Genomic DNA, 12341 nt, shown 5'->3' with positions numbered 1-12341 from the left:
GGCTTGTCATTTGGACACGTCCAGCGGCTGCCCGGGATGCAGCCGCTCCGCGTCCTCGGCCTTCACCGGCCGCGCCTCGACGAGGAACACCAGCTTGTCGCGCTGCTGGTTGGAGTAGATGACGGGTGGCGTGTACTCCGGCCCCGCCGCGATGAAGCTGATGCGCGCGGGAATGGCGGCGCCGCAGCCGTCGCAGCGCAGCTGCACGGGCGCGTCCAGCTTCAGGCCGCCGACGGCCGACTGCGGCACGTAGAAGCGCGCCTTGCGGTGGGCCGGCGGCAGCAGCGCCAGCACCGGCTGGCCGGCGGCCACCCATTCGCCCGGCCGCAGGAAGACGTCCTGCACGCGGGCCGGCATGGGTGCCGTCTGGCGCTTCTGCTCCACGCGCCAGGCCGTTTGCACGCGGCTGCTCTCGGCCGCTTCGGCCAGCGCGCGCGCGGCGCTGCGGGCGTCGTCGCGGGCCGGCAGCCGGCCCACCTGCAGCGCGGCCTCCAGCTCGGCCACGCGGGCCTGTGCCTGGGCGCGCGCCGCGGCGGCGTCGTCCACGCGGGCCTGGGCCACGAAGCCCTGCGCCATCAGCTGCTGCTGGCGGGCCAGGTCCAGCCCGGCCAGGCGCTCGGCGGCGCGGGCCTGCTCCAGCTGCGCACGGGTGACCGCCAGCTCGGGCGCGCGGCGGCCCTTGTCGGCATCCCGTGCCTGGGCCTGCGCACCGAGGGCGCGGGCGGCGGCCTCGGCATCGGCGGCCAGCTCGGGCGTGGCGTCCAGCTCGAACAGCGGCTGGCCGGCCGCGACCGCCTCGCCGGCCCGGACCGGCAGCGTGGCCAAGCGCCCGGACACGGGCGGCGCGATGTAGACCGGCTCGGCTTCGGCATAACCCGTCCATGCCGTGGGATTCGGCGGGCTGCAGGCGGCCAGGAGCGCGGCCGCAGCCACTGCGAGGGCGAGTCTCATGGGCGTCTCCTTCATACCCCGCTGGCCAGCCCCAGCAGGGCCCAGTCGATACGCCGCTGCACCGCGGCGTCGGACAGCACATCGCCGTCCACCAGCGCCTGCATGGGCGGTGGCACGGCGCCGATGGCCTGCATGCCGCCGGCCAGGATCAGCGGCGCAACGACGGCGCCGACGAGGAAGGTGAAGCGCGTCATCAGCGGCTGCGGCGGCAGCCGGCCCCGGGCTTCGGCCTCCTGCAGCAGAGCCATCAGCACGCCGAGGTGGCGCGGCGTGTTGGCGCGCAGGAAGTCCTGCGCCACGGCCTCGCCCGCCTGGGCGTCGGCCCACACGCGGGCCACCAGCGGCCGGTGCGTGCGCACGAAGCGCGCCACGCCCAGCAGCGCCGCCGCCAGGCGCGCCATCACGTCGGCCTCGCCCTGGCTGTGCAGTTGCAGGGTGCCGAACATGGCTTCGTAGTGCTGCTGCAGCAGCGCGCGCAGGAAGGCGTCCTTGCTGCCGAAGTGGTAGTGAACCATGGCCGGGTTCACGCCCGCCGCTTCGGCGACGCGACGCACCGACAGCCCGGCGCAGCCCAGCTGCGGGTACAGCACGGCACCGGCGGCGAGCAGTGCCTGGTCTTGATCCTGGCTGGGACGTGGCATGGGTTGAATTATTGGTCAGTCGTTCAGTAACCGCAAGCCGTGGCAAAAGCCGCTTGCCATCACCGGGCGCTTCACTAGCATGGCTGCCACACCAATGAGGAGAAAAGCGATGGACCTGGCCACCTGGATGCGCAGCTTCACCATCCGAACCCGCATGCACGGCGCCATCGCGATGGTGCTGGTGATGTTTGCGGCGTTGGGCCTGACGGGCCTGCTGGGCGGGCGGGCGCTGGCGGCGCTGAACGTCGACGTGACGACGCACGGCATGCGCGACCTGCAGCAGCTCAGCGGCATCCGTCAGGCGCTGGCGGAGGTGCGGCTGGAGGAGAAGCAGATGGTCATCGCCTACGAAGACCCCGACCAGGTCAAGCAGTACCGCCAGCGCTGGAACGCGGCGGCCGAGCGGCTGGCCAAGGGCCTGGAGGGGCTGCAGGGGGGCAAGCAGGACGACAACAAGGCGCTGGCCACCGAGGCGCTGAAGTTTCTGCAGGACTACCGGGCCGGCGCGCTGCCGGTGCTCAGCCAGATCGAGTCCGGTGGCTTCGACACGGCCAAGGTGGCCGACCGCATGCTGAACCGGCCCAAGGCAGCGATGGGCGAGATCGAGAAGCGCGTGGAGCGGCTGGCGGTCCTGGTGGACCAGCAGGCCAAGGCCGTGGAGGAAGCGTTCAGTGCCGAGATGGCGCGCATCGGCTGGCGCTCGGCGGCAGTGCTGGCCGTTGTGATGGTGCTGGTGGTGCCGCTGACGCTGATCAACTCAGCCACCATCACCAGCCCCATGCGCTACGCGGGTACGGTGGCCCAGTCCATCGCCAGCGGTGACCTGAACAACAGCATCCGCATCGTCGGGCGCGACGAGGCGTCGGACCTGCTGCGTGCGCTGGACGCGATGCAGGCCAGCCTGCGCGATCTGGTGCGCCAGGTGAAGGAGTCGGCGCAGAGCATCGAGACGGCCAGCAGCGAGGTGGCGTCGGGCAATCAGGACCTGAGCCAGCGCACCGAGCAGGCCGCGTCCAGCCTGCAGCAGACCACCAGCTCCATGGAAGACCTGACCAGCGGCGTGCGCCACGGCGCCGATGCGGCCGGCAAGGCGCGCCAGCTGGCCGAAGGTGCCGCCGAGGTGGCGCGCCGCGGCGGCCAGGAGGTGGCCGAGGTCGTCACCACGATGGACCAGATCAACGACAGCTCGCGCCGCATCGGCGACATCGTGGGCCTCATCGACAGCATCGCGTTCCAGACCAACATCCTGGCGCTGAACGCGGCCGTCGAGGCGGCGCGCGCGGGCGAGCAGGGGCGCGGCTTCGCCGTCGTCGCCAGCGAGGTGCGGGCGCTGGCCCAGCGCTCGGCGGGTGCCGCGCGCGAGATCAAGACGCTGATCTCGACCAGCGTGGAGCGCGCCGAGGCGGGTTCGCGGCTGGTGGAGCACGCGGGCATGACGATGCAGGAGATCGTGCAGAACGTGCAGAAGGTGAGCGACATGATCGGCGAGGTGGCCGAGGGCGCGGCCGACCAGAGCGCACGCATCGGCCAGGTCAACGGCGCCATCACGCAGCTGGATCACATGACGCAGCAGAACGCCGCGCTCGTGGAAGAGTCTGCCGCGGCGGCCGACAGCCTGCGCCAGCAGCTGCAGCTGCTGACGGGGGCGGTGGCGCAGTTCAGGTTCTGAACTCGGCTGGCGTCGTGCGTTCGCGGGCCGAGCGCCGGGCCGCCCCAAGCCGGCCCTCAGGCGATGTGCATGCGGCTCAATGCCGCGTGCATCGCCGTCCCCTCGGGGGCTGAGGCCGGACACAGGGCGTCCAGTGGACGGCCTGTGCCTGCCGAAGCTCTGCGGCCACTGGTCGCAGAGCGGTCCCGACTGGTCATGCGCGCGTTCAGCGCGGCATGACCAGGCGAGGGGCATACAATTCATCAGCGCCGATTTGTTCCGGATTGCGGGCGCTCTACAAATGCCGCTAAACAGGGCGCTCAAGAATCAACCGGCGTCCCGCAAAAGTGGCGCCGGTTTTTTCTTTTCTGGAGTGGGCCATGACGGGCCGTAGCGTCGGCGACGTGTCGCCGCAGACTTTCCATTTCGACGAGCCGCTCAAGCTGCGCAGCGGCGCCAGCTTCGGGCCCTACGACCTCATGGTCGAGACCTATGGCCAGCTCAACGCCGAGCGCAGCAACGCGGTGCTGGTGTGCCATGCGCTGAACGCCAGCCACCACGTCGCCGGCACCTACGCCGGCCAGGCCAAGAGCGAGGGCTGGTGGGACAACCTCATCGGCCCGGGCAAGCCGCTGGACACCGACAAGTTCTTCGTCATCGGCGTCAACAACCTGGGCTCCTGCTTCGGCTCCACGGGGCCCATGCACATCAACCCGGCGACCGGCAAAGCCTGGGGCGCGGACTTCCCCGTCGTCACCGTGCACGACTGGGTGGACGCGCAAGCCCGCGTCGTCGAGCGCTTCGGCATCCTGAAGCTGGCGGCGGTGCTGGGCGGCAGCTTGGGCGGCATGCAGGCGCTGGACTGGGCGTTGCGCTACCCCGACCGGTTGGCGCACTGCATCGCCATTGCGACGGCGCCCAACCTGTCGGCGCAGAACATCGCCTTCAACGAGGTGGCGCGCCGCGCCATCGTGACGGACCCCGATTTCCACGGCGGTCACTTCTACGAGCACGGCGTGGTGCCCAAGCGTGGCCTGCGCGTGGCGCGCATGATCGGCCACATCACCTACCTCAGCGACGACGTCATGGCCGAGAAGTTCGGCCGCGAGCTCAAGACCGGCGAGCTGGGCTACACGACGCAGGACATCGAGTTCCAGATCGAGAGCTACCTGCGCTACCAGGGCGACAAGTTCAGCGACTACTTCGACGCCAACACCTATCTGCTCATCACCCGCGCGCTGGACTACTTCGACCCGGCCGCCGCGCATGGTGGCGACCTGACGCGCGCGTTCGCCGCGGCCAAGGCCAAGTTCCTCGTCGCCAGCTTCACGACCGACTGGCGCTTCTCGCCGCAGCGCTCGCGCGAGATCGTCAAGGCATTGCTGGACAACCGGCTGGACGTGTCCTACGCGGAGATCGATGCGCCGCACGGCCACGACGCCTTCCTGCTGGACGACGCGCGCTACCACGGCGTGCTGCGCGCCTACTTCGAGCGCGTCGCCGGCAACCTGTGCCCGGCGGCGCGGCTGGTGCAGCTGCAGGGGGTGGCCGTATGAGCTTCGATCCGGCGATTGCGGCCCTCGTGCCGCCCGGCTCGCGCGTGCTGGACCTGGGCTGCGGCACGGGCGAGCTGCTGGAGCACCTCATCAAGCACAAGGGCTGCACGGGCTACGGCGTGGAGCTGGACGACGCCAACCTGCTGGCCTGCGTGAAGCGCGGCGTCAACGTCATCCAGCGCAACCTGGAGGAGGGCCTGTCCATCTTCGAGGACCAGAGCTTCGACGTGGTGCTGCAACTGGAGACGTTGCAGCACCTGCGCAATGCCGAGGCCATGCTCAAGGAGACGGCACGTGTCGGCAAGATGGGCATCGTCAGCTTCCCGAACTTCGCCCACTGGCCCAACCGGCTGCAGGTGCTGTTCGGCCGCATGCCGGTGACGCGGGCGCTGCCCTACGAGTGGTATGACACGCCCAACATCCGCGTCGGCACGTTCGCCGACTTCGGCGTGCTGGCGCGCAAGAACCGGCTCAAGATCCTCGACAGCTTCGGCCTGCAGAACGGCGAGGTGCGGCGCACGCTGCCCAACCTGATGGCCAGCGTGGCGGTGTTCAAGTTCGAAAGGGAGTAGTGAGCCCCTCGCTCAGCCTTGCTCCGGCTGAACGCCGGCAAGTCTGATCGGTCCCCCGAGGGGACGGCGATGCAAGCGGCATTGAGCCGCTTGCACATCGCCAGACGGGCCGGCTTGGGAGCGGCCTGGCGCTCGGCCCGCGGCTGCGGGCGGCGCGGGGTCAGCCCTTGCGGTGGGCCTTCTTGCCCGACTTCTTGTGCTTGGCCTTGGCGCCGGCCTTCTTGCCCGTCTTGGCGGCCTTGGCCTTGACGGTGGCGCTGGCGTGGGGCTTGTCCTGATGCTTGGCGACACGGGCCTCGGCCGGGGCGGCCAGGAAGGCGAGGGCAAGGGCGGCGGTGGTGAGCAGGGTCTTCATGGCGGTGTCCTTCACAGATGTGAGCAGTATCCCGGCTGAAGCTTGCGCGCGGTCGTCGGGTTGTTGCGTCGCCGACTTCAGCTGCCCTTGCGGATGATGTGACCGTCGTCGGTGCGCTCGTCGTCCTTGAACACGCCCTCCCAGCGGTCGCCGGTGGGCCAGTGGAAAGTGCCGGCACCATGTTTGAGCCCGCGGGACCAGGCGCCCTCGTAGCGCTCCCCGGTCTTCCAGGCGTACTTGCCCTGGCCGTGCGCCTTGCCGACCTCGAATTCGCCTTCGTAGATGTCGCCGCTGGGGAACACCATGCGGCCCTTGCCGTGCGGCAGGCCGGCGCTGAGCTGGCCCTCGTACTGGTTGCCGTTGGCAAAGCGCATCTTGCCCATGCCCTGCGGCTTGTCGTCCACCCAGTCGCCTTCGTAGCGCTGGCCGCTGACCCAGGCGTAGCTGCCACGGCCGTGCGGCAGGCCTTGCTTGATCTGGCCGGTGTAGACGTCGCCGGACGCGTACGTCATCTTGCCCTCGCCCTCGGGCTGGCCGTCCACCAGCGTGCCTTCGAACTGGTTGCCGTTGGCGAACGCCATCAGGCCGCGGCCGGTGGCGCGGTCGGTCACCCAGTCGCCCTTGTAGCGCTGGCCGTTGGCCCAGCGGATCTCGCCGACGCCGTGGCGCTGGCTGCGCACCAGCGGGCCTTCGTAGACGTCACCGTTCTTCCATTCGACGCGGCCCGTGCCGCTGACGGTGTCGTCGTCGTTGCGCACGAACTGGCCGACGTAGCGTGTGTCGCCGGCCGTGCGGTCGAACAGCTTGGGTTCTGGCGCCGGGGCGGTGGCCGTGGGCGGCGTTGTCAATGGCGCGATGGGCGTGGCCGCCGCCTGGCGCAGCGGGGCCGTCGCGACGGCGGCAGCCGTGGTGGCCGCTGCAGCGGCAGGTGCCGCCGCCGGCCTGGCCGTGGGGGCCGGCGCGTTGCTGGCCGGCTTGGCCGCGGCGGCTGCGGCCGTGGCGGGTGCGGGAGCGGCCTTGGCCACCGGCGGCGCGCCGGGCAGCGGCGTGGACACCCACGGCGTGCCGCGTTCGCGGGCCAGCGCCAGCGCGTTGTTCATGGCCAGTTCCTGCGCGCCGCCCTTGCACTGGGCGGCGGTGTCGCGCCACAGCGTCTCGCCGATCTGGCTCTGCGTCTGGCGCTCGGCCAGCGGCAGCGCGGCGGCGCTGTTGCGCAACTTGCTGGAGAACTCGCGCGCCCGCTCGAAAGGCGGTGCGCAGAACTCGGCGTTGTGGCCGTCGATCTCGCTCTGCTCGCGGCGGCGCTGGGCGACGTCCTGCTGGCTGCCCTTGCACTGCTCCACGGCCAGGTCCCACATGCCCTCGGCCTTGCGGTAGAGGCTGGCGGCATCGCCGAAGCGGCGTTCGCTGAACGCGGTGCGTGCCAGTTCCTGCAGCGCGCCGGCGTCGCGGTGGGCGCTCTCGCACTGGCTGCCGGCCTGCAGCTTCTCGGTCAGCGCGTCGTGGGCTTTCTGGCTGTCGGCCAGGTTGCGCTGCGCGCGCTCGCGGGCGCGGCCGTCGCAGGTGGCGATGGCTGCGCCCCACTGCGCCACGGCCTCGTCGTAGAGCTTGACCTGGGTCTGCAGCGGCTGGTTCTGCGACTGCGCCGTCGCGGCCTTCAGGTCGGCGGACAGCGCGCGGCTGGTCAGCTGCGCGCAGCTGGGCGGCGGCGGTGCCGGCGCGGGTTCGGGCATGGACGCGGCGGGCTCGGGCGCCGAGGCAGCCGCGTCGGGCGCGGAGGCTGCCGAAGCCGCCGGCTCGGGCGGGGTCTGCGCGTGGGCCGGGGTGAGGGCGAGCAGCGCCAGGCAGAGGGTGAGGGCGAACTTCATCATTTCCGGCGTGCACCGGACTCGGCCGGCATCTCCAGCATCGCGTCGACCAGGCCGCGCGAGAAGCGGCCGGCGCCGGGGTCGTCGGGGCTGTCGAACGAGAAGCTGGCCTGCGTGGAGGCCAGCGGCATGGCGCCGATCTCGGCCACCAGCGCGTCGGCGCGGAAGCCGCCCAGGATGGCGGTCACCTCGCGCTCGAAGCCGCGCGCGGCGGCCACCTTGTTCAGCGCGGTGAGGCGGTCGGCGTCGAACAGCATCGCGTTCTGCGCCAGGCTGCGCTCGATGAGCTTCTGGTGCAGCGTGAAACCGGCCAGCGGCGGCGCGCCCAGGGCGGCCATGCGCGTGAAGGCCCAGGCGTCGGCCTTCTCGAACGCGGTGGCCGCGATGCGCGAGATGCCGCCCAGCGACCCGCGGTTGGCGGCGGCGGCCTGCATGACGTTGAGCACCTGCTGGCGCGTCAGCTGCTGGGCGGCGTCCACCAGGCCTTCGCGGATCTTCTGCGCGGCCAGCGCGCGGCCCTGGTCAATGAGCTGCTGCTTCAGGAAGTCGCTGGCGACGTTGGCGGCGGCGCTCTTGGCGGCCGAGATGGCCGCGTCGGCCGCCAGCGCGGCGGCCTTGACGCCCGAGGCCAGCGTGGCCAGGTTGTAGAGCGTGCCGGCGATCTTGACCGCGTAGTGGTAGGTCTTCATGCGCGCGCCGCCTTCTTCCGACAGGCCCTGCGTCCACAGCACCATCCACAACGCCTCGTCGGGCGTGGGCTCGGCGCGCGTCACCTCCAGCGGATGCAGGCTGAGCAGCCAGTGGTAGTCCTGCATCTGCGGCGTGTTGGGCGGCGCGAAGCGCGTGTAGCCGCGGCAGACTTCGAACGGCCGGATCTGCACCGTCTTGCCCGCCGCGGTGCCGACGTTGAACGGCTTGCCGGCGTCGCGCACCTCGGCCAGCCATTCCAGCAGCTTCTCGCCGTCGTCGCTGGCGCGGTCGCCGATGCGGTTGATCCGCGTGCCCATGGGCAGCGGCGAGTCGGCTGTTGCGGCGATGACGGTCAGCCGCTCGTCCACCTGCAGCGAGCGCACCCAGGCGACGCGGTCGTTCTCATCCCAGCCGGCGCTGGTCGCCACCGCGAAGGGCAGCTCCCACTGCTTGTCGCACTCGTTGTCCTTCAGCGCCGCGCTGCGGGCGATGGCCGGGCGGATCAGTCGCTCGCCCGCGCCATAGGCGCGCATGCCGGTCAGCAGGTCCTCGTTGACCTTGCGGCCGTCGTCGACGGTGAACTTGGGGCCGGAGGCGCAGCCGGTCAGCAGCAGCGTGACGAACAACAGCAGGAGTGAACGCATGCGGCGAGCCTACGTGCAGCGTCCGGGCGGTCGGGCCGTCGTTTTCCCCGATCAGGCTTCGCCGTCGCGTGCCGGTGTACTCAATCCGGCGTAGGAGATCGCAGCTCGTCGTGGCTACAGATGCGGTTGCGCCCGGTTGACTTGGCGTGGTAGAGCGCCCGGTCGGCGTTGCGGTACAGCTCGTCCAGCTCGACCGGCTGGCGTGCCTCCACCCATGCCAGCCCGAAGCTGGCGGTGACCCGCAGCGGTGCGCCGTCGGGCAGGGGTACCGGGTGTGCGGCCAGGGCCTGGCGCAGCCGCTCGGCCAGCTGACGGGCCTCGTCGGGCCGGCAGCCCACAGCCAGCAGGATGAACTCCTCACCGCCGTGGCGGGCCAGCAGCTCGCCCTGGCGCACCTGGCCGCGTGCGATCTCCGCGGTGGCGAGCAGCACGGCATCGCCGGCCGGGTGGCCGTGCTCGTCGTTGATGCGCTTGAAGTGGTCCATGTCGAACACGATCAGGGCCACCGGCCAGCCATGGCGGCGGGCCTGGGCGATCAACCGCGCGGCCTGTTCGGTGAACGCGCGGCGGTTGAGCAGGCCGGTCAGGAAGTCGGTGTCGCTGGCCTGGCGCAGCTGGGCGATGAGCTGCTCGCGCTCGGCCTCCAGCGCGCGGCCGTGCTGGGTGGCCTCCTGCAGCGCGCTGACCGCCCGGGCCATGTCGCCGATCTCGTCGGTGCGCAGCAGGGTGGCGGGGTTGGCTGCGGGCTGCACCACCTCGCCGCGCATCACGGCGTTCATGGCCTGCGTGCTGCGCAGCAGCGGCAGCAGCACGCGGTGGCGGATCAACAGGAACACGGTCAGCTCGATGCACAGTACCGCCAGCCCCAGGGCGGCGTTGATGGCCATGCGCTGGCGGGCCTCCGCGACGCGCTGGGTGGCGCTGTCACGCGCGGCAGCGAACAGTGCGTCGCGCAGCGCCACGATGCTCTTCATGGGCGGCACGTAGCGGGCGACGAACTCGGCGGAGTCCAGGCCGTAGGGGCGGCCGGCGATGCCGCGTTCGGCGATCTGCTCGATGAAGGGCAGGCTGACCGCGAAGTACTGCGCCTCCATGTCGGCGATGGCCGCCAGCAGCGGCGCGGGGGTGTGGCCCGCCCGTGCCTGCAGCGCGATGAGCTTGCGCAGCTGCTCGATCCGACCGGTCAGCAGCGGGATCTCGCGCTGTTCCTCGCGGCCCGGCGGCTGCCCGGTGGCCAGCGGCGTCGTGAACTGCGAGCCCAGCCGGCCGGCGTACTCGCGCAGCTCGGCCGCATAGCGTGCGCCGACCAGCGGCATGGACAGCTCGGGGTACACCGTCTCGGCGGCCGCCGATTGCGTGGTGACGCCGGCCAGCACCGTGTCGATGACGGCGAACATCAGGTCGATGGGCGCGCGCGTCAGCCGCTGTCCCGGTGCGCTGCGCTGGGCGTGGGGCAGGGCGGCGACGCGGTCGACCTCCACGCGGGCACGGGCCAGCTCGCGTTGAGCCTTCTGCAGCTGGCCCAGCGTGGACAGCGAGGCGGCATCGCTGGAGTCGGCCAGCGCCGTCAGCGCCTCGTCGAAGGCCGCGTCCGTGGCGCGGCGGAACTCCTGCAGCCGCGCGCGCTTGGCGGGGGCGGCGGGCTCGGTGTCGTTCAGCACCGGGATGGTGGGCCCCCGCTCGGCCGAGGCCTTCTCGGCCACCTTCATGGCCAGGTAGGCCCGCTGCATGGCCGCCAGCCCCAGCTCCGCCGCCGCCACCTGTCGCCCGTCCGTCCAGATGGAGCGCAGCAACAGCGAGGAGACAAGCGCCAGCAGCAGGCCGGTCGTCAGCAGGAACAGGCGGGTCAGGCGCATGGGTCGAGGTGTAACAGCCCATTATGGGAGCGCCTAAACTGGCCTCCGGGCGCCACAAGCGCCGACACAGGAGTTCCGCCATGAATGCACGAGATCCCCAGCTGCCGCTGCAAGCCGATGAGGCCACCGCGCTCGGCACGTTTGCCGCTCAGGTCTGGGACGACGAGATCGTCCCTGCGCTGACCGACTACATCGCCATCCCCGCCAAGAGCCCCATGTTCGACGCCGACTGGGCGGCCAACGGCCACATCGAGCGGGTGCTGACCCAGGCCGCCGCCTGGGTGGAGGCGCAGAAGGTGGCCGGCCTGAAGCTGGAGGTGGTGCGCATCCCCGGCCGCACGCCGGTCATCTTTTTCGAGGTGCCCGGCACCAAGGCGGGCTCGGACGACACCATCGTGCTGTACGGCCACCTGGACAAGCAGCCCGAGTTCAGCGGCTGGCGCAGCGACTTGGGGCCTTGGACGCCCAAGTACGAGAACGGCCTGCTGTACGGCCGCGGCGGTGCGGACGACGGCTACGCGATCTACGCGTCGCTGACGGCCATCATGGCGCTGGACAAGCAGGGCATCCCGCGCCCGCGCTGCGTGGGCCTCATCGAGACCTGCGAGGAATCGGGCTCCTTCGACCTGCCGGCCTACCTGGACGTGCTGCGCCCCCGCCTGGGCAATGTGTCGCTGGTAGTCTGCCTGGACTCGGGCGCCGGCAACTACGAGCAGCTGTGGCTCACCACGTCGCTGCGCGGCATGGTGTCGGGCGTGCTGAAGGTGGAAGTGCTGACGGAAGGCATCCACAGCGGCGACGCGTCGGGCGCCGTGCCGTCGAGCTTCCGCATCCTGCGCCAGGTGCTGGACCGGCTGGAAGACAGCAAGACCGGCCGGCTGCTGCCGGAGAGCTTCCACTGCGAGATCCCCGGCGCGCGGCTGGAGCAGGCGCGTGCGACGGCGGCCATCCTGAAGGACGAGGTCTACAAGCGCATGCCCTGGGCCTGCGGCGCCGATGGCGGCCCGGTGCTGCCCGTGACGACCGACCCGGTGGAGGTGCTGCTGAACCGCACGTGGCGGCCGACGCTGTCGGTCGTCGGCGTCGACGGCTTCCCCGAGTTGAAGAACGCCGGCAACGTGCTGCGCCCGTACACGGCCTTCAAGCTGAGCCTGCGCCTGCCGCCGCTGGTCGACGGCAACGCCGCCGCGCTGGAACTGAAGACGCTGCTGGAAGACAACGCGCCCTACAACGCCAAGGTCAGCTTCGTGCCCGACGGCCGCGCCGGTGCCTACGGCGCGACGGGCTGGAACACGCCGGACCTCTCGCCCTGGCTCAGCCAGGCGCTGAACGATGCCAGCCAGGCCCACTTCGGCGCGCCGGTGGGCTACATCGGGCAGGGCGGCACCATCCCGCTGATGAGCATGCTGCAGAAGGGCTTCCCGGCCGCGCAGATGATGGTCTGCGGCGTGCTGGGCCCCAAGAGCAACGCGCACGGCCCCAACGAGTTCCTGCACGTGCCGTACGGCAAGCGGTTGACGGCGGCGGTCGCGCAGGTGATGGCGGCTCACCCCTGAACTG

Annotated in this window: 10 protein-coding genes and 1 riboswitch; of the genes, 4 read left to right on the top strand and 6 right to left on the bottom strand. The window is 71.2% G+C overall.

Going from position 1 to position 12341, the window contains the following annotated elements; genetic code table 11:
* Nucleotides 1-6 precede the first annotated feature (6 nt).
* Complete coding sequence (locus ACG04Q_RS03025) at nt 7-951, bottom strand: HlyD family secretion protein (RefSeq protein ID WP_394509340.1); 945 nt, start codon at nt 949-951, stop codon at nt 7-9.
* Nucleotides 952-962: 11 nt separating this feature from the next.
* On the bottom strand, nt 963-1592 hold the full coding sequence (locus tag ACG04Q_RS03020; RefSeq protein WP_394509339.1) for a TetR/AcrR family transcriptional regulator: 630 nt from the start codon (nt 1590-1592) through the stop codon (nt 963-965).
* 109 nt (nt 1593-1701) lie between these two features.
* Here ACG04Q_RS03020 and ACG04Q_RS03015 point away from each other — a divergent pair, with 109 nt between their 5' ends.
* The 3 genes from ACG04Q_RS03015 (at nt 1702) to metW (ending at nt 5368) form a co-directional block, all read left to right on the top strand.
* The gene (locus ACG04Q_RS03015; protein WP_394509338.1) at nt 1702-3261 is read left to right on the top strand and encodes a methyl-accepting chemotaxis protein; all 1560 of its coding nucleotides are present in this window, start codon (nt 1702-1704) and stop codon (nt 3259-3261) included.
* Nucleotides 3262-3496: 235 nt separating this feature from the next.
* Nucleotides 3497-3572, top strand: a riboswitch (SAM riboswitch).
* Between the two features lie 48 nt (nt 3573-3620).
* The gene (metX, locus tag ACG04Q_RS03010; protein ID WP_394509336.1) at nt 3621-4796 is read left to right on the top strand and encodes a homoserine O-succinyltransferase MetX; all 1176 of its coding nucleotides are present in this window, start codon (nt 3621-3623) and stop codon (nt 4794-4796) included.
* On the top strand, nt 4793-5368 hold the full coding sequence (gene metW / locus ACG04Q_RS03005) for a methionine biosynthesis protein MetW (protein ID WP_394509335.1): 576 nt from the start codon (nt 4793-4795) through the stop codon (nt 5366-5368). Before metX ends, metW begins: the two co-directional genes overlap by 4 nt.
* A gap of 160 nt (nt 5369-5528) precedes the next feature.
* Here the strand turns inward: metW and ACG04Q_RS03000 are convergent, their stop codons facing one another.
* The 4 genes from ACG04Q_RS03000 to ACG04Q_RS02985 form a co-directional block, all read right to left on the bottom strand.
* A complete protein-coding gene (locus ACG04Q_RS03000; RefSeq protein ID WP_394509334.1) occupies nt 5529-5723 on the bottom strand; it encodes a hypothetical protein in 195 nt (64 codons plus the stop codon).
* Nucleotides 5724-5800: 77 nt separating this feature from the next.
* On the bottom strand, nt 5801-7591 hold the full coding sequence (locus tag ACG04Q_RS02995; RefSeq protein ID WP_394509333.1) for an MORN repeat-containing protein: 1791 nt from the start codon (nt 7589-7591) through the stop codon (nt 5801-5803).
* Nucleotides 7591-8925, bottom strand: a complete 1335-nt coding sequence (locus ACG04Q_RS02990) for a hypothetical protein (protein WP_394509332.1) — start codon at nt 8923-8925, stop codon at nt 7591-7593. The genes ACG04Q_RS02995 and ACG04Q_RS02990 overlap by 1 nt, the downstream gene beginning before the upstream one ends.
* Before the next feature lie 80 nt (nt 8926-9005).
* On the bottom strand, nt 9006-10781 hold the full coding sequence (locus ACG04Q_RS02985; protein WP_394509331.1) for a GGDEF domain-containing protein: 1776 nt from the start codon (nt 10779-10781) through the stop codon (nt 9006-9008).
* A gap of 80 nt (nt 10782-10861) precedes the next feature.
* Here ACG04Q_RS02985 and ACG04Q_RS02980 point away from each other — a divergent pair, with 80 nt between their 5' ends.
* Nucleotides 10862-12337 (top strand): M20 family metallopeptidase, encoded by a 1476-nt coding sequence (locus tag ACG04Q_RS02980; protein WP_394509330.1) that lies wholly within the window; start codon nt 10862-10864, stop codon nt 12335-12337.
* Nucleotides 12338-12341 lie beyond the last annotated feature (4 nt).

This window comes from Pelomonas lactea (assembly GCF_043555885.1).
GTDB lineage: Bacteria > Pseudomonadota > Gammaproteobacteria > Burkholderiales > Burkholderiaceae_C > Pelomonas > Pelomonas lactea.
Note: the sequence above shows the minus strand (reverse complement) of the source record. Positions and strands in the feature narration are given on the sequence as shown.

Excerpts from the sequence above, each read along its gene's own strand:
- ACG04Q_RS02995 (WP_394509333.1), bottom strand. The coding sequence starts at position 7,591 with ATGAAGTTCGCCCTCACCCTCTGCCTGGCGCTGCTCGCCCTCACCCCG.
- ACG04Q_RS03015 (WP_394509338.1), top strand. The coding sequence starts at position 1,702 with ATGGACCTGGCCACCTGGATGCGCAGCTTCACCATCCGAACCCGCATG.
- ACG04Q_RS03025 (WP_394509340.1), bottom strand. The coding sequence starts at position 951 with ATGAGACTCGCCCTCGCAGTGGCTGCGGCCGCGCTCCTGGCCGCCTGC.
- ACG04Q_RS02980 (WP_394509330.1), top strand. The coding sequence starts at position 10,862 with ATGAATGCACGAGATCCCCAGCTGCCGCTGCAAGCCGATGAGGCCACC.
- ACG04Q_RS02985 (WP_394509331.1), bottom strand. The coding sequence starts at position 10,781 with ATGCGCCTGACCCGCCTGTTCCTGCTGACGACCGGCCTGCTGCTGGCG.
- ACG04Q_RS03000 (WP_394509334.1), bottom strand. The coding sequence starts at position 5,723 with ATGAAGACCCTGCTCACCACCGCCGCCCTTGCCCTCGCCTTCCTGGCC.
- ACG04Q_RS03020 (WP_394509339.1), bottom strand. The coding sequence starts at position 1,592 with ATGCCACGTCCCAGCCAGGATCAAGACCAGGCACTGCTCGCCGCCGGT.
- metW (WP_394509335.1), top strand. The coding sequence starts at position 4,793 with ATGAGCTTCGATCCGGCGATTGCGGCCCTCGTGCCGCCCGGCTCGCGC.
- ACG04Q_RS02990 (WP_394509332.1), bottom strand. The coding sequence starts at position 8,925 with ATGCGTTCACTCCTGCTGTTGTTCGTCACGCTGCTGCTGACCGGCTGC.
- metX (WP_394509336.1), top strand. The coding sequence starts at position 3,621 with ATGACGGGCCGTAGCGTCGGCGACGTGTCGCCGCAGACTTTCCATTTC.